The following is a 23,514-nucleotide window of genomic DNA, read 5'->3' on the forward strand; positions in this document are numbered from 1 at the left end:
GTCGCACCTGGAGGTTTCAATGGCTGAGCAAGACAAGCTGCATCCGCTGCGTCCTTTTCTGAAGAACTGGGTCTGGGAACATGGCCGGGTCGGGACACGTTATCTGGATTGCGTCGATGGCCAGATCAAGTTCGACGAAGGCAAGAAATCGCATTTCGCCGTGGAGAAATACTTCTACGTGCCGCTCGACAAAGACGCCGACGGCGGCGCGTCAGGCGATGGTCCCGCGATCCAGGAAGCGGGGCTCGCGCGGTTTTTGCGCGCAGCGCAATTGGGCAAACCGGAGGAAGCGGGGTCCGCCGCCGAAGTTCAGCGAGCCGTGCACGACTGCCTCGAACTCGGCCTCTTCAGCGCGTATCAGACCGACGCTAGCGAAGGTCTCGAACGTTATGGCCAGGAACCGATGTTCGAAGACGAAATCCGCGCGGCGGTGATCGGCGATATCCGGCGTGTGTATGTCGGCATGCGGGAGCAACTGGCGCTCTACGATTTCAGCGTGCTTTACGGGTTGCCCGCGCCGCTCGTGATCAGCGAGGCGCCGTTCATCGACTGGCGAGTGCGCGTCAGTCCGGGGCTTCCGTTCGTATCGCTGCCGTTGGGGCCTTACTGTCTGCTGGTCGGCGCGCCGTCGGGCAGAAAGAGCCGGGCGGCGCCGGTGGTCTGGAAGGCGGCGGCCGCCATGGGTCCGTTGAAGGATCACAACCGCCTGCTCGCGCAGCACGCGCATGCGTGGCTGGTCGCGACGACCGATGAGCAGCTTGCCGCACTCCATCCCAATCCGCAGCAGCTCAACTCACAGCCCAAGAGCTGAAGCGAGTTCACGCAGTCTCCAAAAAACTCGATCGGTTAACTTTACAGATAGTCTAGTATTGTATTATATGTCTATATGGTGCGAGCGGACACGCGATCACCCTTTCGCGGGCCACCCGTACTCGATCAATGCACATGCATCTCCGAAACCAGCAAAACGTGTCTCCATGAAGAAACAGACAGCCGAGCAGCGTGCGCTGCTCGATCAGGTGAGCCAGATCGCGGCAGGGCTCGCGCAAACCTTCGCGCCGTTTTGCGAAGTGGTGGTTCACGATCTGCTGGACCCGAAACACGCAGTGCTCGCGATTCACAACAACCTGTCGGGCCGTGAGGCCGGACATCCGGCCACCGAGCTGGGTCTCGCGCGCATTGCCGACCCGGGTTATCCGCAGGTGATCGCCAATTACGCGAATCAGTTCGCCGACGGCCGGCCTGCCAAAAGCACGTCGATCGGCATCAAGGATTCGTCCGGTCAGTACATCGCCGCGCTGTGCATGAACATCGACCTGACGTTGTTCCGCGGTCTGCAAAGCGCGGTGGGACAGTTCGTGCGCGTCGACACCGATGCGGCGATGAAAGAGTCGCTGGACCCCGCGGGCGCGGACCTGATCCGTCTGCGCATCGACCAGTTCGCAGCGAAGTTGGCAACCACGCCGCGCGCGCTCAAGACGGAGGATCGTCGGGCGCTGCTGCGGGAATTGAAGGAATCAGGAATCATGGAAATCAGACGAGCGATGGACATTACCGCGCAGTATCTCGGCGTCTCACGTGCGACGGTGTATAGCGATGCCAAATGACGCGCGCCTTTTGCTGCTCGACAAGGATCAGGTCGAGCGTTTGATGCAGCCGGCCGACGTGCTGGACGCGGTGAAGGAAGCGTTCGTGCTGCACAGCGATCGCGAAGGCCGCGTGTTTCCGGTGGTGCGCGAAAAGCTCGCGACGGGCGGCATCTTCGGCATCAAGGCCGGCGACGTGCAGTCGCAGGCGTTGCTCGGGTTCAAGGCGGCCGGCTTCTGGCCCGCGAACCGGCAGGTAGGCGGCGAGCCGCATCAGGCGACGATCATGCTGATCGACCCCGTGAGTGGCCGGCCGGTCTGCGTGATCGACGGCAATGCGATCACCACGATGCGAACCGGCGCGGCTGGCGCGTGGGGGCTGAAGCTGCTCGCTCGCGCCGACAGTACACGGGTGTGCGTGTTCGGCACCGGCGTGCAGGCAATGATTCAGTTGCGCTTCGCGCTGGAGCAACTGCCGTCGCTGAATCAGGTTCAGTACGTGACGTACAACGGCGAACCGGACACGCGGTTCGAAGCCGCGTTCTCGCCGCGCTGCGCGATCTCGCTTTCCACCGATCGCAACGGCGCGGTCGAACAGAGCGACGTCGTCATCACCGCGACACCGGGCGCCGGTGCTTTGTTCGACGCGGCGGCATTGCAGCCGGGCACGCATCTGAATTGCGTCGGTGCGGATACGAAGGGCAAGCGCGAGTTGCCCGACGGTGTCCTCGCGCGCGCGAAGCTGTTCGTCGACGATCGCGAGCAGGCGAAGCAGATCGGCGAAACGCAATGGGCGGCGTCCACGCCCAACACGGAACTCGGCGACCTGCTTACCGGCAAGGAGACGTTCGACCGGCACGCGTCGGACATCACGCTCTTCGATATGACCGGGTTGGCATTGCAGGATCTGACGGTGGCGCGGCTGCTGTATCAGAAGGCAGTCGATCGGCAGATCGGATCGAGTATCGCGTGGCCCTGGTAACAAACGCTTTTAGCGCACGCCGCATCGACTGGTGCGGCAGTTCATTGCTCCGGCGTGTCTGACGCCAGATAGCGCCCCGGTGTCGTTCCCAGGCTGCGGCGAAACATGTCGATGAATGCGCTGACATTGTCGTAGCCGAGTTCGAGCGCGATGGTCGTCACGGGGACACCGTCCGCAATCCGTTCCAGCGCACGGAGCAGACGCGCCTGCTGACGCCATTGCGCGAACGTCATCCCCGTCTCCGTCAGGAAACGACGGCTCAGCGTACGCGGCGCGAGTCCGGCCCACGCGGCCCATTCCTCGAGACGCCGGGTGTCCGACAGATCGGCGGCTAGTGCATCCGTGATGCGCGCGAGCCGCGGGTCGGCGGGACTCGGCAGACCTAACGATTCCTCTTTCGAAGCCGCGAGTTCGTCGACGATGACCTCGGCAATGCGCGTCTGCGTGGGGTCGAGATCGATGCCCGGCCAACTCGCCGCGCGTCGCACGGCCTCGCGCAGCAACGGCGTCGTCTTGATCGCGCGAGCGTGTCGCGGCAACGACGCGCAACGCTGCTCGGCGATGAAAACGCTCCACCCCGAAAAGGGCCCGTAAGAGCGCACCGAATGGACGCAATGCGGCGGAATCCAGATCGCGTGCGTGGCGGGCACCACCCACTGCTGCTTATCGAGTCCGACCGACACGAGGCCGCTCAACGCGCCCATCAGTTGCCCGCGCGCATGACTGTGCGACGACGTGGTGCGGGCTTCGCTTTGTGTGAGTTCCGCAGCGGCGAGGAACGGGCCGTCCGGCGAGGTGACGAGGTCGGGGCGGATCAAACGGGTGGTCATGGCGCGATTTCCGTATCGAATGACCTTTATACCGGAGACGGGTCGAATTCGCACCACTAGACTGGCTTCATTCACATAACACCGGAGTGACAAGCGATGCGAGCCGAACAGATTCTTCCCGATCATGTCGATCAGACCGACTTCAACGGCGTGACCATTCGTAAAGGCACGGTCGCCGCATTTCTCGCGAACGCGCGTATCTGGATCGATGCGGCCAGCAATGAAGCGGCGCGTGAGGAGGCTGCTGCGGACATCGTCGAGGCGCTGCCGGCACTGCGCGCAATCGGTCTGTTCGACGTGCTCGACATTCGCGATGCGCGGTTGCGTACGTGGGTCGACACGCAATGAGCGGTGCGCCGGTTTCACCTCGAATTCAAGGAGTGAACATGAAAGCTGCAGTCGTCAGAGGGGCGGGCGAAGGTCCCGTCTACGTTGATTTCGATCGTCCGGCGCCGCTTGCGGGCCATCGCATCGTCGACGTGACCGCGTCCGCGTTGAGTCACGTCACCCGATCCAAGGCGGCGGGTTCGCATTATTCGTCGAAGGGCGCGTTTCCGTTCGTGGCGGGACTCGACGGCACCGGACGTCAGGAAGACGGCCGACGCGTCTATTTCTTCTTGCCGCATGCGCCGTTCGGCTCGATGGCCGAACAATGCCGCGTGCCGGAAGCGAACTGCGTCGCGCTGCCCGACGCGATCGACGACGTCACCGCTGCCGCGCTCGCGATCCCGGGCATGTCTTCGTGGGCGGCGCTCGTCGAGCGGGCTCGCTTCGTCGCTGGCGAAACCGTGCTGGTGAACGGCGCGACCGGCACTTCAGGGCGGCTCGCGGTGCAGATCGCGAAGCATCTCGGCGCGGCGAAGATCGTCGCGACCGGGCGGAATGCGACCGCGTTGGCGTCGCTCGAACAGGTCGGCGCGGATGTCACGATTTCGCTGGATCAGGACGCCGACGCGCTGAGCCGCGCCTTCGAAGCACAGTTCCGCGACAAGGTCGACGTGGTGCTGGACTATCTGTGGGGCGCGAGCGCGTTGTCTTTGCTGGTTGCCGCGGCGCGCACTCTCGCAGACGATCGCCCGCTTCGGTTCGTGCAGATCGGTGCGATCAGCGGCGCCGAAGTGCCGCTGCCGGCCGCTGTGCTGCGCGCGGCGCCGATCTCGCTGCTCGGAAGCGGCATCGGCAGCATTGCTCCCGCACAGATTCTGCACGCGATGCAGCAGGTGTTCGACGTGGCCGCTTCCGCACACTGGCAAATCGCGACCGAGACGCGGCCGCTTGCGGAGGTCGGCGAGCACTGGGGCAATCACAGTAGCCGCCACCGCACGGTGTTCATTCCCTGAAGACTTGCTGGAAAGCGACGGCGACGCGGCACATTCGGCCTAGCGCGCCGATTCGCTCTTCAGATACCGCTGCGGCGTCTCGCCGAGCGAACGCCGGAACATCGCAATGAATCCGCTGCTGCTCTGGTAGCCCAGTTCATCGGCGACGCGCGCGACCGAATCCCCGAGCGCGAGTCGCGAAACCGCTTCGACGAGCCGCAACTGCTGGCGCCACTGGCCGAACGTGAGGCCGGTCTCCTGGCGGAACAGGCGCGCAAGGGTGCGCGCGCTTGCGCCGACTTCGGCGCTCCAGTCGTCGAGCGTGTCGTCGTTGGCCGGCGCCGCCAGCAACTGGCTGCAGATCGTCCGCAGGCGCCGGTCGCTCGGCAGCGGCAGCGCGCCCTGCGTGGTCGACTCGGCATCGCGCACTTCTCTGAGCAACAGCCGCGCGACATCAGCGCCGCGGCTGTCCGCGCCATAATCGTGCGGCTCGTTGGCGAGCGCGAGCGCCAGCTCGTGCACCAGCGGCGAAATCAGCAGGACCCGGCAGGCCGGCCACATCCACGGCGCGGCGTCGGGCTCCAGATAGACGCTGTACGCGCTGACGTTGCCGATCGCATGCAATTCATGATCGACGCCCGGCGGCAGCCAGATCGCTCGCATGGGCGGCAGCATCCAGCTGCCGGTCGGCGTCAGGGCGCGCAATGCGCCGTTCACCGGATAAACCAGTTGCGCCTGTTCGTGCGAATGCCAGATTTCCCGTTGCCCGTTCTGGTAATCTGCGCCCCGCGCCATGACGGCGCGGGGCTGACGCCTGTATTCGAAGCCGAATTGCTTCCGCCAGATTGGATCCACGCTCGCACCTTCGCCGCAAAGAGTGCGGCCATTCGAAAACTGCCAAATCTTGTCCGTTTCTCGACGTTTGACGGCAAGACACCATAAGTTGACCGCCGTTATGCTTCCATAGCTGTTGCGTTTCCGCAAGACGCCTACGAAACGAAATAGTAACGATTCGTATTCGCACTATAAATCGGCGGGTTGGTCATCTTTTGATAAGGGTTGGGGTCATGGGTAATCGGGGAGCAGGACGGGTAGGAACGCGGATGCATTGGGCGCTGTTGACGGTGTGGTTGACGCTAGGCGCGACAGCGCACGCACAGGAAGCCGGCGGCGCAGCCGCACCGGCCGCGCAGGCGGACGGCGCCACGCTGCCGGCGGTTGTCGTCAGCGGCGCGGCGGACACGGGGAAGGAAACGATCGGCTACGTCGCGAAGTCGAGCACCGCGGGCGCGAAGACGAACACGTCGCTGCTCGAGACGCCGCAATCGGTGTCGGTCGTGACCCGCGATCAGATGGACGCGCAAGCGGCGCAAACCATCGACGCCGCGCTGCGCTACGTGCCCGGCGTGGTCTCGCAGGACAACGACCTCCGTTTCGACCAGATCACCGCGCGCGGCTTCGATCTGGACAACAGCACCTACCTGGACGGCATGCGTCTGATGCGAACCACCTGGTACGCGTCGCCCCGCATCGACCCGTATTTCCTCGACCGGATCGACGTGGTGCGCGGACCGGTGTCCGTGCTGTACGGGCAATCGAGCCCCGGCGGTTCGGTGCTGATGAGCAGCAAGTTGCCGACCGCCTATCCGTTCCACGAGTTGCAGATGCAGATCGGCAGCGACAACCGCTACCAGGGCATGTTCGACATGAGCGGCCCGGTCGACCAGAACGGCACGATTCTCTATCGCGTCACGGGGCTCGCGCGCAGCGCCGACTCGCAAACCGACCACGTGAAGGAACAACGCGTGGCGATCGCGCCGTCGGTCACGTTCCGACCCGACCGCAACACGACCTTCACGCTGCTCGGCAGCTATCAGGACGATCCGCAGGGTGGTCTGTTCAATCCCGTGCCCGCGGCCGGGACCATTCTGCCGAACATCAACGGGCACATTTCGTCGCACGACTATCTCGGCGATCCGAACCGCGACCGCACGCGCCGCGAGCAGTTTTCGATCGGCTATCTGTTCGAGCACGCGTTCAACGACACGTGGACGGTGCGCCAGAACGTCCGGTATCTGCATCAGGACCTTCGCTACTATCAGGACTCGCTGTTCGGCTCGCTCGCGGCGGATCAACGCACCGGGAACCTCTTCACCAACAACAACGACGAGCATCTGTCGAACATCACCGTCGATACGCAAGCCGAGGCGAAGTTCGACACGGGGCCGGTCAATCACACGGTGCTGTTCGGTTTCGACGTGGCACGCGTGATGAACCGGATCAGCCGCGGCTTCTCGATCGGCACGATCGACATCTTCAATCCGGACTACAGCGCTGTCGCATATGTGCCGGACACGACCAAGCAGTACATCACGCAGATGAACTACGGCCTCTACGCGCAGGACCAGATGCGCTACAAAAAGTGGACGCTGACGATGGGCGTGCGCGAAGACTGGGTGCGCGATTCGAGTACCGTCGACGGGTCGCAGACGCAGGATCAGCAGCACGCATTCACGTGGCGCTCCGGTTTGACCTATGAGTTCGACTCCGGCATCGCGCCGTACGCGAGCTTCGCGAAGTCGTTCCAGCCGGCGGCGGGCACCACCTTCAACAACACGCCGTTCGCACCGACGCTTGGCCAGCAATACGAAGTCGGCGTGAAGTACAAGCCGAAGGGCTACAACGCGTTGTTCACCGTTGCCGCGTTCGATCTGCGTCAGAAGAACGTGATCACGACCGATGACGCGCACCCCGGTTTCAGCACGCAAACCGGCGAAGTTCGTTCACGCGGTTTCGAAGCGGAAGCGCGTCTGAGTCTCACGGACAGCCTCAACCTGATCGCGTCGTACGCGTACCTGAACCAGATCGTCACCGCCGCAGGCGTCGAGGATCCGTCGCTCGGCAAGACTCCGCCGACGGGTGAGCCGACCAATATGGTGTCGCTGTGGCTCGACTACACGCTGCATGCCGGTGAACTCCGCGGGCTTGGATTCGGCGGCGGCGCGCGCTACATCGGCGCGTCGGCCGGCGACACGGCTAACACGTTCAAGGTGCCGAGCCACTTTCTCGTCGATGCGGCCGTGCACTACGACATCCGCAACTGGCGCTTCGCGGTCAATGCGAACAACCTGTTCAACCGGCAATACATCGCTTATTGCAACAGCAGCGTGCAGTGTTATTACGGCTCCGATCGTTCGGTGATCGGCACGGCGCGCTATCAATGGTAGGCGGCAACATGCGCGTAGTAATCCTTCGGCCCTTCTGAGCGTCTATGCAAACCATCTGGTCTCTCGTTAAGGGCGCGCACGGCAAGCTGTGGCTGGCGATCTGCATGAGCCTCGTCAGCGGCTTCGGCAACGCGGCGCTTGTCGCGCTGATCAATCAGTCGCTCGGCGTGCCGCGCGAGCGTCTGGCTGAACTCGGCTGGCGTTTTCTGGCGATCGGCGTCGTCGTGCTGGCGACGCGCACGGCGTCGCAAACGCTTTTCATGAGCCTCGGGCAGAACGCGAAGGCGAGTCTGCGCATGACGACGATTCGCCGTATCGCGGACGCTTCGTATGGACAGCTCGAACGGCAAGGATCGGCACGTTCGCTCGCGGTATTGACGCAGGACCTCGACACGATCGTGGTGCTGTTCGTCGGTCTGCCGGGACTCGTGATGAACACTGCGGTCGTGGCGGGATGTCTTGCGTATCTCGGCTATCTGTCGTGGCAGGTGCTCGCGTTCGCGGCGTTGACGATCCTGATCGGCGCGTCGGGCTTCGTATTTGCGAACCGACGCGGGCTGCATCATCTGCGTAACTCGCGGTTACGGGAAGACTCGCTGGTCCGGCATTTTCGCGCGCTGTTCGACGGTGCGAAGGAACTGAAGCTGCATCGCGAACGCAAACGCGCGTTTGTCGACGACGTGCTCGCGACCAACGTCGAAGCCGTGCGCGTTCAACGCACGCGCGGCTACGTGTTGTATGCGGCCGCGGCAAGCTGGGGCAGCTTCGTGTTCTTTGCGTTCATCGGCTGCGTGCTGTTCGTGCTTGCGCGCTATCTCGAGGTCGGCCCGCACGTGATGTCGGGTTACGCGATGATCTTTCTGTACATGATCATGCCGATCGAAGGGCTGCTGTCCGCGATTCCGAACCTCGGCGGCGCGCGCGTGGCGCTCGAGAGAATCACGCAGGTGAACGCCGGGCTGCCGGTCGAAGCGCATGACGCGGTGGTCGCAAAGTCTCAAGCGCGCTTCGACAGTGTGGTGCTCGAACGCGTCACGCATCGGTACTTTCGCGAAAAGGAAAACGATGTGTTCACGCTCGGTCCGATCGACCTGACGTTTCGTGCCGGCGAGCTCGTTTATCTGATCGGCGGAAACGGCAGCGGTAAAACCACGCTGGCTAAATTGATCGTCGGCCTGTACGCGCCGGAAAGCGGGCGGATTCTGCTGAATGGCGAGCCGATCGGCGATCGCGAGCGCGAAGCGTACCGGCAGCATTTTTCCGTCGTATTCAACGATTTTTTCCTGTTCGACAGCCTGCTCGGCATCGATCCCGACAAGCTCGACGCTTCGGCGAAAGCGTTGCTCGACGATCTGCAACTGAGCCACAAGGTCGAGATCAGGAACGGCGCGTTCTCTACGCTTGATCTGTCGCAAGGGCAGCGCAAACGTCTCGCGCTACTCGTGACCTATCTGGAAGATCGCCCGTTCTATCTGTTCGACGAATGGGCCGCGGATCAAGATCCGCTTTTCAAGGATGTTTTCTATCGGCGGCTGCTTCCCGAGTTGAAGGCGAAAGGCAAGACCGTCGTCGTGATTACGCACGACGATCGCTATTTCCACCTCGCCGATCGTTGCATCAAACTCGATGTCGGGCAGATCGTCGCGATGGGTGACGGCGACGAGGGTGGACCGTCCGTCCAGTACGAATCTCTTGCGCGCACGAACGCGCGTCACGGAACGCAATGAACGATCACAACGGAATACTCGTGCGCGGCGCGGGCAACATCGATAAGCGTGCGGCACACGCCGACGCTCAGGCACCGGCGTTATTCGAACTGGACAAAGTCCGGTTCGCCGTGGGCGCGACCACGTTGCTCGACGACGTCGATCTGTCGATTGCATCTGAGCGTGTGACCGGCCTCATCGGCCACAATGGCTCCGGCAAGACGACCCTGATGCGGCTGCTCGCGCGCTTGCAGGAACCTGGCGACGGCCGCATCCGGTTTGCCGGCAAGCCGCTGGCGTCGTGGCGCCCGCGCGATTTCGCGCAGCAGGTCGCGCATCTGCCGCAATACACGCCGTCGACCGATGGGATGCTCGTGCGCGAACTCGTCGCGCTCGGCCGCTATCCGTGGCACGGCAGCCTCGGCGCGTTCACCGATACCGACCGGCAGAAAGTCGCTGACGCGATGCGGATGACCGACGTGTCGCGCTACGCGGACCGGCTCGTCGACAGTCTCTCGGGCGGCGAACGTCAGCGGGTGTGGCTCGCGATGATGATCGCGCAGGATAGCGCGTGCCTGCTGCTCGACGAGCCGACGTCCGCGCTCGACATCGCGCACCAGATCGAGGTGCTCGAGCGGGTGCGCGCGCTGTGCGAAGAGCGTCGGATGGCGGCGGTCATCGTGCTGCACGACATCAACATGGCGGCGCGCTTTTGCGATCACATCGTCGCGTTGCGCAGCGGCCGGGTGCTGATGCAGGGCACGCCCGCCGAGATCATGAGCAGCGCGAATCTCGAAGCGATTTACGGCGTGCCGATGAGCGTGCTGAACGATCCCGCCACGGGACGCGCTATCGGGGTGCCGCAATGAGCGGCGTACGTTTGCCTTTCGACGTATCTGCGCGGCGCCGCCGGTTGCTGCGCGCGCTCGTCGCGGGTGGCATCGGCGGGGCGGGGTTGGCAGGTGTCGGCAGCGTGGCGCGTGCAACGGCCGCGCCGGCAAGCGTTCCGCGCCGCATCGTCGTGCTCAGTTGGGACCTCACGGAGATGCTGCTGTCGCTGGGTGTCACGCCGGTGGGCATCGCCGCGCCCGCGTGGTATCGCAGCGGCAGCGTCGAGCCGCCGCTGCCTGGCGGGGTCGTGGATGTGGGGCTGCTGTTTCAGCCGAACTACGATTTGCTGTTCGAACTGCGTCCCGATCTGTTCATCGTTACGCCGGATCACGCGAGCGTTCGTGCGCAGTTCGAGCGCATCGCGCCGACGCTGACGTTGGGCCGCTACACGACCCAGCCACGGTACTACGAAACACTGTGCGGCGAAGTGCTGACGCTCGGCGCGCGGCTTGGCGTCAGCGCAGCCGCGCAATCCCTGATCGCCGCGACGACGCAAAAGATCGCGCAGGCGCGTGCGTCGCTGGATGCTTCCGCGCCTGCAAGCGGCTATCGCGAGGTCTACGTTGCACAGGCGGTCGACGATCGCCATCTGCGTGTGTTCGGCGCCGGCAGTATGTTCGACGAGATGTTGCTGCGGCTCGGCATCCGCAATGCGGGATCGGCGATCACAGCGAATCGCTACGGCTTCGCGCTGGTCGAACTGGAGCGCGTCGCCGCCGCGCCTGACGCGCAAATCCTATGGGTGGGCGGCATCTCGCCGGAGGCGTCCGCCGGTCTCGCCAGCAGCCGCGTGTGGCAGGCATTGCCATTCTCGACACCCGGCCGCACCGCCGATCTGCCGACGATCTCGCCGACCGGCGCGTCGATCTCCGTCCAGCGCTTCGTGAGCGCCGTGGCGCGCGTGATGCCGGCTACCCGTGCCACCTGACCGCTCAGACCCGAGAACCATGTCCGCCATTTCCGCCGATCGTCCGATGCCCGCCGCGCGGCGCGTCATACTCGCGCCCGTGCTTGCCGTATTCGTCGCGGTGTCGCTGGGTTTGTCCTTCTACACAGTGCGCGTGCAGTTGCTGGGCGCGCCGTTCTGGCGCGCGCTGCTCGCGCCGGATTCGCATGACCTGCACGCATTGCTGGTGCACTACGGCGCGTTGCCGCGCATCGCGATGACGCTCGTGTGCGGCGCGGCGCTCGCGTTGTCGGGCACGATCGCGCAACAGGTGCTGCGCAATCCGCTCGCCGAACCGATGACGCTCGGCATCTTTCCCGGCGCGTACCTGGCGCTCGCCGCGACCACTGTCTGGGCGCCCGCGTGGCTCGCCCATCAGCGCGAAGCGATTGCGCTGGCGGGCGGCGCGGCGGCGATGCTGCTGGTGTTCGCGATCGCGTGGCGTCAGGGGATGGCTTCGCTGTCGGTGATTCTCGCCGGGATGATCGTGAGTTTCTATTGCGGGTCGTTGAGTCTCGCGCTCGCGATTTCCCATTTCCAGTTGCTGACCGGTTTGATGATCTGGGGCGGCGGCGCGCTCGACCAGCAAGGTTGGCAAGCGAGCAGCGCGTTGCTGGTGCGCCTCGTGATCGCTGGCGGCGCGGTGTTTCTGCTGCGTCGGCCGCTGGCGCTGTTCGACGCGGGCGAAAGCACCGCGCGCGGACTGGGCGTCTCGCTGATGCGCACGCGTTTTGCCGCGCTGGGTATCGCGGTCGCGTTGACGGCTTTTGTCGTGAGCGCGGTCGGCGTGGTCGGCTTCATCGGTCTTGCCGCGCCGACGCTGGCGCGTCTGGCGGGCGCACGGCGCTTCGAACAGCGCCTCGTGTGGGCGCCGCTGTTCGGCGCGGTGTTGTTGTGGCTGACGGATCAGGCGGTGCAGGTCGTCGCGATTCACGGGCTGTTCGGCTCGCAGCTCATTCCGACCGGCGCGGTGACTGCGTTGTTCGGCGCGCCGATGCTGTTGTGGCTGTTGCGCCGGCTGAAGTCGCGGCCCGATCTGCGCGCCGGCGCCGGCTCCGTTGCGTCGGACGCCGTCTTTCGACGGCGGCATCCGCGCCGCTTCATCGTCGCGTTGACGGTGGCGGTGGGGCTGGGTGCCGTGCTGTCGATTGCGATCGGCCGTGGCGCCGACGGTTGGCGGGTTGCCAGCGCCGCGCAGATGATCGCGCTCGCGTTCTGGCATGTGCCGCACACGGCGGCCGCGATCGCGGCGGGGATCATGCTCGGACTTGCGGGCACGCTGATCCAGCGGATGACCGGCAACCCGGTGGCCAGCCCCGATCTGATCGGCGTGAGTTCAGGCGGCGCGCTCGGGATGGTGGTGGCCGTATTCGCGTTTGCCGCGCCGGGTCCTGCCCAGCTTTACGCGCTGTGCCTGATCGGCACCGTGGTCACGCTGGCGCTGTTGCTGTGGCTCGGACGGCGCGCTGCGTACGCGCCGGAGCGGCTGTTGCTGGTGGGCGTCGCGATTGGCGCGCTGTTCCAGGCGGTTACCGGCACGGTGACCGCGAGCGGCGATCCGCGCGCCGCGATTCTGCTGAACTTCGTGGTCGGCTCGACTTATTACGTCACGCCGCTGGCTGCGGCGATTGCGTCGTTCGTCGCGCTCGGCGGTCTCTGCGTGGCGCCGCTGGTGGTGCGCTGGCTCGACATTCTTGCGCTCGGCGAAGGATTGGGGCGCTCGCTCGGGATGCGGGTCGGCGTCGCGCGTCTTGCCGTGTTGCTGCTTGCCGCGATTCTCACCGCCACGGCCACGTTGCTGGTGGGACCGTTGTCGTTCGTCGGCTTGATGGCGCCGCATCTGGCGCGCTCGGTCGGCATGGCGCGGGTGCGTCAGCAGTTGTTCGCGTCGGCCGCGATCGGCGCGTTGCTGATGGTGAGCGCGGACTGGCTCGGTCGGCAGATCCTGTTTCCAAACGAATTGCCCGCCGGACTGATGGCCGCGTTGATCGGTGCGCCTTATCTTGTCTGGTCTATTTCGAAGACGCCGCGTAGCGGGCGCGCATGACGGAGTGGGGGTTGTGCGTTTGTTGCAAACGCGTTCACGCATTCACGCAGGCACGGCGACCGGCGCCGATTCCGCGCCCGCGTCCAGCATCCGCACAGCGAAGCCATAGCAACGCTCGATCAACTCGGGCTGCATCATCTCGCGCGGCGTGCCTTGCGCGATGATCGTGCCGTCGGCGAGCAACGCGATCGTGTCGGCATGACGCGCGGCCAGATTGGGATCGTGGACGATCGCGAGAACCCCGATGTTCCAACGGCGCGCCACCTCGCGCACGGCGGCGAGAAGGCCATGCTGATGCGCGATATCGAGCGCCGCGGTCGGCTCGTCCAGCAGAAGATAGCGCGGCGTCGCACGCGCGGATTCCGGCTGGTCGTCGGCGGTGGGCCACAGTTGCGCAAGAACCCGGGCGAACTGGACGCGCGCGAATTCGCCGCCCGACAACGTCGTGACGTCGCGCCCGGCGAGCGCGCCGGCTTGGGCCAGCGTCAAGGCTTCATCGACGATCTCGCGATCGCGCCGTGAAGGCGCACCGCCGCGCGCATGCGGATAACGCCCGAGCTGCACGATTTCCGCGACGCTGAACGGAAACACCGGCTGCGACGATTGCGGCAACACCGCACGCAGCAACGCGAGCCGTCGAGGCGCAATCGCATGCAACGGTTCGCCGTTGAGCGTCAGCGCTCCGCCATAGCGTGGAGTTCGCGTGGCGCCCGCGCTGTCGAACTCGCCGGCCAATGCGTTGAGCAACGTACTTTTGCCGACGCCATTGCGACCGAGCAGCGCGGTCAGCGCGCCGGGCTTCACGGCAAGCGAGAGATTGCGCAACACGGCGGTATTGCCCCGGTTCACGCTCAGATTGCTCGCGATCAACATCTCAGGTCGACTCCATCGGGTTCGTAGACGTGCCGTGTCAAAGGCCGAGCTGACTGCGGCTGCGCCACAGCAGCACGAGAAAGAACGGCGCGCCGAGCAACGCGGTGAGGATGCCGAGCGGCACCTCGGCGGGCGCGGCGACGGTGCGCGCGGCGAGGTCGGCCAGGACGGTCAGCGTGGCGCCGAGCAGCATCGCGCCGGGCATCACCACGCGCTGATTCGGGCCGCACGCGAGCCGCACGCAATGCGGCGCCACCAGTCCGATAAAACCGATCACGCCGGTGCAGGAGACCAACGCACCGACGCTCAACGCGGACGCCGCCAGCACCGTGCGCTTGACGCGTTGCGTCGGCACGCCGAGATGCTGCGCTTCGGTTTCGCCGAGTTGCAGTGCGTTGAGCGCATGGCCGTTGCGTGCGATCAGCACGATGCCCAGCACGACAAACGGAGTCACTGCGGCGAGCATCGGCCACTGTGCGCCGCCGAGGCTGCCCAGGCTCCAGAAGGTCAGCGAGCGCAACTGGGTGTCGTCGGCGATGTAGGTGAGCAGGCCGATCGCGGCGCCCACCAGCGCATTGATCGCGATGCCCGCCAGCAACAACAGCGGCAACGCCAGCCGTCCGCGCGCGGCGGCGAGCCGGTAGACCAGCGCGGACACCACGAGCGCGCCGAGGAACGCCGCCAGCGGCAGCACGTATAGCCCGCTTGCAGCGAACGACGCACCGAGCAGCGGCCCGAGCACGATCAGCGTCGACGCGCCCAGCGCGGCGCCGCTCGATATGCCGATCAGACCGGGGTCGGCCAGCGGATTGCGAAACAGCGCCTGCAACGCGCTGCCGGCCGCGCCGAAACCCGCGCCGACGAACAACGCGAGTACCACGCGCGGCAGGCGGATATTGAACAGCACGGCTTGTGCCTGCTGAACCGCGGGGTCGAGTGGCGCGGCGCCGGAGTGCGTGCCGGGTGCGCTGACAGCGGTGAGCGCGGACCAGACGACCGACGGCGTCATCCCATAGGCGCCGATGCACACTGCCGCAAGCGTCGCCCCGCACAACGCGACGGCGAGACTGCTCAACAGCACGGTCGCGTTTCTGCGGCGCCGCTCTGCGAGCGGCAGCGCTTGTGCATCGGAGACGGAGTCGGTGGGCATTCGGGCTTGCGCCGCGCTGGAAGTGTTCATCGGATTCGCTGGAAACGTGAGGTCGTCAGGCCTGCGCGAGACGCTGGTTGAGCGCGACGACGGCGGCCGGCAAACGCGGGCCGAAGCCGAGCATGAACAGGGTATCGAGCGAGGCGACTTGTCTGGTGCGGCCCGCGGGCGTCGCACTGAAACCGGGACTGGCCAGCAGCTTGTCGACGCCGCCGATCGCGGCGAGCGCTTCGTCCGTGGTGAGCACGACGTCGGGCGCCGCGCCGATCAGCGCTTCGGCGGATGCGGCCGGTAGCCGTTGAAGCCTTGCATCGCGTTGCGTGCGCCGGCGTAGGTCAGCATGGCGTCGGCGGCGGTGTGTTGTCCCGCGACGAACGCCTGCGTGCCGCTGTTGTTCAGCACGAACAACACGCGCGGCGGCTGGGCCTGCTTCGCGAGCGGCGATGCGCCGACGCTCCGGCCGGCCGCTGTCCATTGCGCGTCGAAGCGGGCGAGCAGCGCTTTGCCCGCAGCGTCCGAGTCGAGCGTATGCGCGACGCCGTTGATCTTCTCGCGTACCGAGGCGACGTCATGGCTTTCGGCAAACGTCACCACCTCCACGCCGGCCTGCTTCACCTGGCTCAGCACGTTAGGCGGCCCTGCTTCCGACGATGCGAGGATCAGATCGGGCCGCAACGACAACAAGCCTTCCGCTGAAAGCGCCCGCTGATAACCGACCTTAGGCAACCCGCGCGCGGCGGCGGGGAACGTGCAGGTCGTATCGGTTGCGACCAGCACGCCGTGCGGGTTCGCTTGCGCGTCCAGCGCGTAGACGATTTCGGCCAGCGCGCCGCCGACCACGATCACCCGCCGTTGCCGCGTCTGAGCGCGCGCGAGCAGCGAACTGCCGCTCAACAGCACGGCACTCACGCCGAGGAGCAACGCACGGCGAGACTTGTCGATACGTGCGGATTTCATACGGAAACCTCGTCCTGCAAAGGCTCGAGCTCGGCGATCAGCTCGCGCCATCCGTCGAGTTCGGGCGTGCCGGGTTTGCGCGCGCCGAACAGCATCGCGATGTTTTCGCCTTGCGCGTCGAACAGTTCCAGCGACGTAACGATGCCGTCCGACGTCGGCTTGCGCACCACCCAGGCGCTCGCCAGCAGGTCCGCGCGCAGATGCAGGTTGAAGCCCGGATCGAGCACGTTGAGCCACGGCCCCATCACGCGGATGCTATGTACCGGGCCGCTGTGAATCTGAATCATCCCGCGGTTGCCGACGAACACCATGATCGGCACGCCGGTCTCTGACGCGCGGACCAGCAGGTTCTGCAACGCAGCGGGCGAAACAGGTTGCGCATAACGACGCTCGGCCAGCCGCAGCGCTTGCGTACGGGCCAGCCCGAATTTGCGCAGCAGGCCGAAAAATTGATGCGTGTCGGTCATCGCGTCCCATGCCGCGTGAAACGCCGGCACGTCGATTTCGCTGTCGTCCTTGACGTCCGGCGGCGCGCTCGCTGCGCTTACCGTCAGCCCCGGCACCTGTTCCGCCGCGCGCCAACGCTCGACGAACGTGTCGAACGCCGGATGATTGCTGTGCTCGCGCAGGAAGATCTTGTGTACCGCGTGGCCTTGAGCGTCGAAGAATTGCAGGCTCTTCTGCTCGCCATGTGCGGTCGCTTCGCGTACCGCAAAACCCGACGCCCAGTGCTGATAGAACACGCGCAGATCGATCGCGCCGCCCAGCACGAGGCCGACGTCGCCGTTGTGGCTCATCTGCTCGTACTGCCCGTCCTTCTCGTGAACAGCGGCCTCATTGCGCGTCAACGCCATGACGGCGCCGAGTTGCGGCACTTCCTCGAACAGTTCGATGAAGCGCGGCGCAAGACGCACCACGCGTTCGCCGACAAACGCGGCGAGCGCTTCGCCTTCGCTGATGCCAAGCGCGATCGCGGCTTCGCGATTACGCAGCTTCTGCTCGGTCTTGAGCTTGACGAAGGCATGACGCAACTGTTGCAGCGAAGCGGCGTCGAAGCGATCAGTGTTCTGCATGGCAGATTCCTAAGGTTGAGGATGACGTAATGAAAATGAGCGACGTCACATGTCGAACTTCATGCTGACGGAGACGTTGCGGCCCGGCGCGGTGTACGCGTCCTTGATCGACGACGTGTCGGCAATGCCGCGCACGTCCGACCAGTTCCAGTATTTGCGGTCGAACAGGTTGAACACGCCGACATACGCGACCACGTGCTTGCTGAAGCGATAGCCGCCGCGCAGGTCGACCACGAACGACGAAGGCGGCGCGAAACACGTCGCCGAGCTGCAGCTTTTCGGCGTGATGTCGCTGGATTTTTTTGCCGCCTGAAACAGCAGGTCCGCTTGCGCGAACCATCGCTCGCTCGGTTCGTAACGCACGCCGAAGATCGCGGAAAACGGGTTGACGGTATCGAGCGGCTGATTCGCCGCGCCGGTGTTTTCCACGCTGCCTTTGGTGAAAGCCATCGCCGTTTTCACCGAAAAACCCTTCGGCAGGAACCATTCGGCGCGGCCTTCGAGACCGTGAATGCGGGCCTTCCCATAGTTGACGTACTGGAACACCAGCGGGTCGTTTGGCCGGCCCGTTCCGCCGATCGTTTGCTGCGAAATGAAGTCGCGATAACGGCCGGCGAACACCGCGGCGCTGTAGTTCAGCGGTCCGAGTCCGGTGCCGAGTTTGCCGCGCAGACCGGCCTCGATCGTGTCGCTGGTTTCCGGCTTGAGATTCGGATTGCCGATCGACGTGTAGCCGTACAGCGGATTTGCAAAGCTGTTGTTCACCTGATCCGGTGACGGCGCGCGGAAGCCATGCGCGTACTGTGCGTACGGAATCAGCGCGGGCGAGATCGCGTACAGCACGGCAAGACGCGGCGACAGCGCGTTGTCGCTCGATGAAACCGGTGTCCCCGCATATTGCGGATCGCCCGTTTTCGCGCTGAGCCTGTAGCTGTCGAAACGCAGACCCGGCGTGACCGTCAGCGCGCCGAGGCTGATCTGGTCTTGCAGGAAAGCGCCGAGCAACGTGTAGTCGGTATCCGGGAAAGCCTTGTTGGGGAACGGCGCTTCGCCCGCTCCCGGCACCGTGCCGTTGCGCTCGTTGGTTATGCGGTCGACGCTGCCGTCGCCGCCATACAGCAGCTTGTGCGTGAGGATGCCGGTGTGGAACGTGCTCTCCGCAAACGCCGAGCCGCCGACGATGCGCTCGCTGTAATTGTTGTCGCGGCTGCGCGAGGCGCTCGTGCCGCGTGTCTCGTAGGATTTCTGGTCCTGCGATGCGTCCTGATAGTAGAACTGAACGTGCGCGGTCTGGAAGAAGCGTGCGGCTTCGTTGCCGAAGTCGTAATCGAGGCTGTAGCGGTTGCGTTCGAGGCGGTCGTTCGCGGTCAACGCGAGCGTGGTCGGCGGATTGACGGCGGAGAGTACGTTGGTGTCGATGCGCTGGCGGACCGTTTCGGCGGTGAACTTGAACGTGTCGTGCGCGGTGGGCTTGATCACCAGTTTGCCGAGCACCGACTCGGAGTAGGTGTCCTGTGGATTCGCCGTCGTCCGTTTGGGGCTCGCCGAGTTGTCGGTGCCGGTGCCGTCCAGTTCGTGGCCGCGTCGGCCGTCGGCGATCACCATGCCCTGGATCATGTCGTTGCCGCCCGCGGCCTGCACGGTCGCGCCGAAGCTGCGGTCGGCCGACTCGTAGTTCGGCCGCACCGAAAAGTAGGTTTTCTTGCCGTAGATGTCGAGCAGGTCTTGCGGATCTTTGGTGATGAAATTGACCGCGCCGGTCAGGCCGTCGCTGCCATACAGCGCGGAGGCCGGGCCGCGCAGAATCTCGATGCGCTTTAACGTGCCGATGTCCGCGTAGTCGCCGCGACCCGCTTCCAGCGGACCGAAGGAGAACGAATTCGGCAGGCGGATACCGTCTTCCATCAGCAGGATGCGGTTGCCTTCGAGGCCGCGGATGTTGATGCTCGAATCGCCGTCGCGGCCGCCTGCGGTGGCCGCCGTAGTCGGACGATAGGGCGTGCGCCGCACCGTCACGCCCGGTTCGTAGCGCAGCGCGTCCTTGATGTTTTCGGCCTGCTGTTCTTCGAGATCTTCCGCCGAGATGACGGAGACGCTGGCCGCAGTGCGGCTGGATTTCGACGCGGTGCGCGTGGCGGTGACGGTGACTGGATCGAGCGCATCCGGGCCGCCGCGCAGTTCGGCGTACTGAACTGTACTTGGCGTGCCTGCGTCAGCGGACGCTTCGGTTGCGGCATGAGCATGAGACCGGAAACCGGCGACGCCATAGGCGCCAGCCAGCGTGGCGGACAGCGGACGCCGCGCCAGACGAGAGAAATGCACGTGAAAATCCCTGATGAAGAGACCCGAAAAGCTGGCTGGGTGATTTCACGGCACCTGGCTGGCAGCCCAATCGCAGATTGGGGCTGGGCGTGTGGTTAATAAGTAAAGCGCAATGAATGAATCGTTATATTTATGAAAGGTTAAACTTTATGGGTAATGAGAATCATTGTCAATAGAGGGGTGCGGATTTGCGCACATTGACGGTTTGCGGCCACCGGGGAATGCGGAAGAGTTGCTGGTCGCGAGTTTCTCGACCGGTGGCCGCTTGAGGTGTTAAGGCTTGCCGCTCAGAAATCCGAACGCAGTGTGAGCATCACATTGCGCCGGTCGCCGAACACGCTATAGAAACTGCCTGGCGGACGGATGTAATAGCTGCGATTGAAGAGGTTGTTCAACTGCAGCGACGCTTCCACATGGCTGTTGAACCGGTAACCCACCGTCGCATTGAAGATCGCATACGCGCCCTGTTCGACACCGCGCGAAATCCGCGTTTGCGCCAGCATCCCGCCGCCCACCGTCACGCCGCTCATCAACCCCTGCGTGAACTTGTAGCTCGTCCATAGCTTGAACAGATGCTTCGGATCGGTGCCGTCGGTCAGATCGGGCGTGTCGTTCTCGAAGTTGACGTCGAGATACGTGTAGCCCGCGTACACGTTCCAGTTCGGCATCGGCTCGCCGGTCACTTCGACTTCGAAACCCTGGTCGGTCGATTTGCCGCCGGCGATCGACCCTTGGCCCGTCGGACTATTCGGGTCCGTGATCGCACGGTTGTTGTCGTTGATACGGAACGCGGCGACCGTCGTCGACAAACGGTTGTTCAGGAAGCTGTTCTTCAAACCGACTTCGTACTGCTCGCCGCTGCGCGGCGGAAGGCCCTGGCCCGTATAGGTCGTGGCGGTCTGCGCGGTCAGGAACTTCGAGTAGCTCGCATACGCGGTCATCGACGGCAGGATGTCGTACACGAGACCGGCGGACGGCAGGAAGCGGTGATTCAGTTGCGCCTGCGTGGTCCAGTCGGAGACGGTCGGGATGATCGTCTGCGAGGTTTCCTGGAAGAAGGTTTCGCGCACGCCCAGCACGAGCGTCAACGGCGTCGCCAGATGGATGCGGCCTTGCGCGTACACGCCGTACTGTTCAGTGCGATTGTTCGCGCCGTACGTGAACGGCACGTAGACCTTCTGCACCGCGTTCGGATCGTAGAGGCTGTAAGTCTGATTAGCGAACGGACCGTTCAGCGATTGAAAGCCCGAGTCCTGCGTGGTCGACAGCAGCGAGTAATTCGCACCGATCGTGAACGTGTGCGTCTGACCGAATGCCTGCACCGCGCCCTGCACGTTCGTGTCGGCGCCGAACCAGTCGTAGGTATTTCGTTGACGCTGCTCGCCGTAGAACGACAAACCGCTGGCGGTGGCGCCCGGACCGGCGTACGCGTAGTCGCCCTTGCTCAACTCGTGCCGGTAGAACAGCGTGGTCTGCGACTTCCAGCCGTTCTCGAAGGTGTGCACGAGGTTCGCGTTGGTTTCCTCCAGCGACGTATACCCATAGTTCCAGCTCGGGCTGAAGTTCTGCGAGTAAGAACCCGGCACGCGGCCGATCAGGGCCGTCCGGTCGCTGTTGACGACGCCGCTCGCGCCATAGTCGAGGCCGGAAATCGGATTGACCTGATAACCCGCGGACAGCGACAACGTGGTGCGCGGGTTGAAATCGTAATCGATCGCGCCATAGGCCATTACTTCCTTCTGACGCGTGCCCTGGACCGATTGCAGGCCGTCGCTGCCCACCAGCACCGCGCGGCCGCGCAACGAGCCGTCCTTGTTCAGCGGACCGGTCACGTCGATCATCTGGCGCGCGCTGCCGAACGAGTCGATCTGCGTTTCCGTCGACACGTGGAAGGTGTCCTGCGGACGCTTGCGCACCAGGTTGACGGTGCCGCCCGGATCGCCGGCGCCGTCCATCACGCCTGACGGTCCGCGGATCACTTCGACGCGGTCGTACATCGCGAGGTCGAACTGCTGCAGGTATTGCAAACCGCTGACGATCGACACGCCGTCGAACTCGACGCCGAGCGTATTGCCGCGCGCCTTGAAGTACGCCGTGCCGTCGCCGTAGTCGACCGACTCGACACCGGTCACGTATCTCAACGCTTCCTGGAGGGTCGTCATGTTCTGATCGTCCATCCGTTGACGCGTCAGCACGGACACGGAGTTCGGAATCTCCTTGATCGATTGCCCGGACTTGCCCGCGATCGTGGCGGTTTTCGACGCGTACGAACCGGTGCCCTCGGTCGTTGCGTCAGGCGCGACGGTCGCCGAGACCGTGACGGCCGGCAATGTACTGGCGGCGGGTGCGGCCGGCGCGGTTTGCGCTCGCGCGTGAAGCGACCACGTGCTCAGCAACGCGAGTGCGAGCGGCGTCATGTGTGGCGCGAGCGTGCGCCATCCCCGTAATTGCGCGCGTCGCGCAGCTGGTCCATGCATTGTTGTTTTCACTGATCAACCCACTGTTGTAAATGTCCGAGCGGCGTCCTTCCGGCAAGGGCGGACGATTCAAAAATCCTGTGGGGGACGACGTTGTTATAGCGCGGCGGGTGGTCCCGCTCGTGGAGTGCAGTGAGACGCCAGGCAACAAATGAGAAGCATTATCAAAAAATGAGGCGATTCGGCGTAACTCACTGACAGGGAAGGAGAATAGCGGTTCGTTAAAAAGAAAGGGAGACAATCGATGTCGAATTTTGGACAAAATAAGGCAATTTTGCGATACAGTCCTATGCCGGATAAATCGCCCAAACCTCTCGTCATCGACGGCCATGAAGGATTTCCTGCTCAAGCGCTACCCGATCACGCCGCGGCCGCTGTCGCGCGATGTGCTGGCCGCGGTCATGCACTATCGGCATGGCGAACGCGTGACGTGGCATCAGCATCGGCACGGCCAACTGGTGTTCGCGATACGCGGCGTCGTACGCGTGCTGACGCCCGCGCGCACGTGGACGCTGCCGCAGTCGCGCGCGGTGTGGTTGCCTTCGGACATCGATCACGAATTGCACGCGGTGGGCGAAACCGATCTGTGCAGCGTCTATATCGAACCCGCCGCGTTTCCGTGGCCGTGGCGCGAACCGGCCGTGATCGCCGCTTCACCGCTGCTGCGCGAACTGGCGATCACGCTGAGTGCCGACGGCGAGCACTACGCGCCGGGCAGCCGCGCGGCGTTGTCCGTACCGTTGCTGCTGAAGGTGCTCGCCGATACCCCCGCGGTGCCCGAAAGCGGCGTGCCGTTGCCGCGCGACGCGCGTCTGTTGAAGATCTGCGAGCACATGATGAACGACCCCGCGAGCGACCATTCGCTCGACTTCTGGGGCGAGTATTTCGGTGCGAGCAGCCGTACACTCGCGCGTTGCTTCAAGCAGGAAACCGGGTTGACGTTCGGCGTGTGGCGCCAGCAATTGCGCGTCGCCGAAGCGATCACGCGGCTCGCGCTTGGCCAGCCGGTGGCGCAGGTGTCGACAGAACTCGGCTATAGCAGCGCGAGCGCCTTCATCGCGATGTTCCGGCAGGTGACCGGCGACTCGCCGCAGCGCTATCTGGCGTCGAAGTAAATGACGTGAACAC

General features: G+C 64.6%; 18 protein-coding genes and 1 pseudogene. 11 read left to right on the plus strand and 8 right to left on the minus strand.

The genetic code is table 11. The annotated features are described in order from the left end of the window. The first annotated feature begins 19 nt into the window (after positions 1–19). The 3 genes from PQQ51_RS16090 to PQQ51_RS16100 all read left to right on the plus strand — a co-directional run bounded on the left by PQQ51_RS16090 (position 20) and on the right by PQQ51_RS16100 (position 2,568). Complete coding sequence (locus PQQ51_RS16090) at positions 20–811, plus strand: hypothetical protein (RefSeq protein WP_408497781.1); 792 nt, start codon at positions 20–22, stop codon at positions 809–811. Positions 812–977: 166 nt separating this feature from the next. After that, on the plus strand, positions 978–1,607 hold the full coding sequence (locus PQQ51_RS16095; RefSeq protein WP_408497782.1) for a helix-turn-helix transcriptional regulator: 630 nt from the start codon (positions 978–980) through the stop codon (positions 1,605–1,607). Next, entirely contained in the window at positions 1,597–2,568 is a 972-nt protein-coding gene (locus PQQ51_RS16100; RefSeq protein WP_408497783.1) for an ornithine cyclodeaminase family protein, read from the plus strand. The genes PQQ51_RS16095 and PQQ51_RS16100 overlap by 11 nt, the downstream gene beginning before the upstream one ends. Before the next feature lie 41 nt (positions 2,569–2,609). Here PQQ51_RS16100 and PQQ51_RS16105 read toward each other — a convergent pair whose 3' ends face one another. Next, complete coding sequence (locus PQQ51_RS16105; RefSeq protein WP_408497785.1) at positions 2,610–3,398, minus strand: AraC family transcriptional regulator; 789 nt, start codon at positions 3,396–3,398, stop codon at positions 2,610–2,612. 96 nt (positions 3,399–3,494) lie between these two features. Between PQQ51_RS16105 and PQQ51_RS16110 the strand changes: the two genes are divergently transcribed. Both PQQ51_RS16110 and PQQ51_RS16115 read left to right on the plus strand, forming a co-directional pair. Then, positions 3,495–3,746 carry a hypothetical protein gene (locus PQQ51_RS16110; RefSeq protein WP_408497786.1) on the plus strand — a complete coding sequence of 84 codons (252 nt, stop codon included), beginning with the start codon at positions 3,495–3,497 and terminating at the stop codon, positions 3,744–3,746. Positions 3,747–3,784: 38 nt separating this feature from the next. Further along, complete coding sequence (locus tag PQQ51_RS16115; protein ID WP_408497787.1) at positions 3,785–4,738, plus strand: quinone oxidoreductase family protein; 954 nt, start codon at positions 3,785–3,787, stop codon at positions 4,736–4,738. A 39-nt stretch (positions 4,739–4,777) separates the two neighbouring features. Here PQQ51_RS16115 and PQQ51_RS16120 read toward each other — a convergent pair whose 3' ends face one another. Continuing rightward, positions 4,778–5,512 (minus strand): AraC family transcriptional regulator, encoded by a 735-nt coding sequence (locus PQQ51_RS16120; protein WP_408497788.1) that lies wholly within the window; start codon positions 5,510–5,512, stop codon positions 4,778–4,780. Positions 5,513–5,820: 308 nt separating this feature from the next. Here PQQ51_RS16120 and PQQ51_RS16125 point away from each other — a divergent pair, with 308 nt between their 5' ends. Genes PQQ51_RS16125 through fhuB form a run of 5 tightly spaced genes read left to right on the plus strand, consistent with a single transcriptional unit; the run spans position 5,821 to position 13,534 of the window. Then, the gene (locus PQQ51_RS16125; protein ID WP_408497789.1) at positions 5,821–7,944 is read left to right on the plus strand and encodes a TonB-dependent siderophore receptor; all 2,124 of its coding nucleotides are present in this window, start codon (positions 5,821–5,823) and stop codon (positions 7,942–7,944) included. A gap of 44 nt (positions 7,945–7,988) precedes the next feature. Then, positions 7,989–9,671 carry a cyclic peptide export ABC transporter gene (locus tag PQQ51_RS16130; protein WP_408497790.1) on the plus strand — a complete coding sequence of 561 codons (1,683 nt, stop codon included), beginning with the start codon at positions 7,989–7,991 and terminating at the stop codon, positions 9,669–9,671. After that, positions 9,668–10,519, plus strand: a complete 852-nt coding sequence (locus PQQ51_RS16135) for an ABC transporter ATP-binding protein (RefSeq protein WP_408497791.1) — start codon at positions 9,668–9,670, stop codon at positions 10,517–10,519. The genes PQQ51_RS16130 and PQQ51_RS16135 overlap by 4 nt, the downstream gene beginning before the upstream one ends. Next, positions 10,516–11,469, plus strand: a complete 954-nt coding sequence (locus PQQ51_RS16140; protein ID WP_408497792.1) for an iron-siderophore ABC transporter substrate-binding protein — start codon at positions 10,516–10,518, stop codon at positions 11,467–11,469. Before PQQ51_RS16135 ends, PQQ51_RS16140 begins: the two co-directional genes overlap by 4 nt. A gap of 19 nt (positions 11,470–11,488) precedes the next feature. Continuing rightward, a complete protein-coding gene (gene fhuB / locus PQQ51_RS16145) occupies positions 11,489–13,534 on the plus strand; it encodes a Fe(3+)-hydroxamate ABC transporter permease FhuB (RefSeq protein ID WP_408497793.1) in 2,046 nt (681 codons plus the stop codon). Between the two features lie 42 nt (positions 13,535–13,576). Here fhuB and PQQ51_RS16150 read toward each other — a convergent pair whose 3' ends face one another. From PQQ51_RS16150 to PQQ51_RS16175, 6 genes and pseudogenes are all read right to left on the minus strand, one after another. Then, positions 13,577–14,407 carry a heme ABC transporter ATP-binding protein gene (locus tag PQQ51_RS16150; RefSeq protein ID WP_408497794.1) on the minus strand — a complete coding sequence of 277 codons (831 nt, stop codon included), beginning with the start codon at positions 14,405–14,407 and terminating at the stop codon, positions 13,577–13,579. Positions 14,408–14,444: 37 nt separating this feature from the next. Continuing rightward, positions 14,445–15,557, minus strand: a complete 1,113-nt coding sequence (locus tag PQQ51_RS16155; protein ID WP_408497850.1) for a FecCD family ABC transporter permease — start codon at positions 15,555–15,557, stop codon at positions 14,445–14,447. Positions 15,558–15,612: 55 nt separating this feature from the next. After that, positions 15,613–16,514, minus strand: a pseudogene (locus PQQ51_RS16160) (heme/hemin ABC transporter substrate-binding protein). After that, positions 16,511–17,587, minus strand: coding sequence for a hemin-degrading factor (locus tag PQQ51_RS16165; protein WP_408497795.1), 1,077 nt, complete (start codon positions 17,585–17,587; stop codon positions 16,511–16,513). Before PQQ51_RS16165 ends, PQQ51_RS16160 begins: the two are co-directional and overlap by 4 nt. 45 nt (positions 17,588–17,632) lie before the next feature. Further along, the gene (locus PQQ51_RS16170; RefSeq protein ID WP_408497851.1) at positions 17,633–19,894 is read right to left on the minus strand and encodes a TonB-dependent hemoglobin/transferrin/lactoferrin family receptor; all 2,262 of its coding nucleotides are present in this window, start codon (positions 19,892–19,894) and stop codon (positions 17,633–17,635) included. Between the two features lie 302 nt (positions 19,895–20,196). Next, positions 20,197–22,326 carry a TonB-dependent siderophore receptor gene (locus PQQ51_RS16175; protein ID WP_408497796.1) on the minus strand — a complete coding sequence of 710 codons (2,130 nt, stop codon included), beginning with the start codon at positions 22,324–22,326 and terminating at the stop codon, positions 20,197–20,199. 389 nt (positions 22,327–22,715) lie between these two features. Between PQQ51_RS16175 and PQQ51_RS16180 the strand changes: the two genes are divergently transcribed. After that, a complete protein-coding gene (locus PQQ51_RS16180) occupies positions 22,716–23,501 on the plus strand; it encodes an AraC family transcriptional regulator (protein WP_408497797.1) in 786 nt (261 codons plus the stop codon). Positions 23,502–23,514 lie beyond the last annotated feature (13 nt).

It is taken from the genome of Paraburkholderia xenovorans, assembly GCF_046030735.1.
Taxonomy (GTDB): Bacteria; Pseudomonadota; Gammaproteobacteria; order Burkholderiales; family Burkholderiaceae; genus Paraburkholderia; species Paraburkholderia xenovorans_A.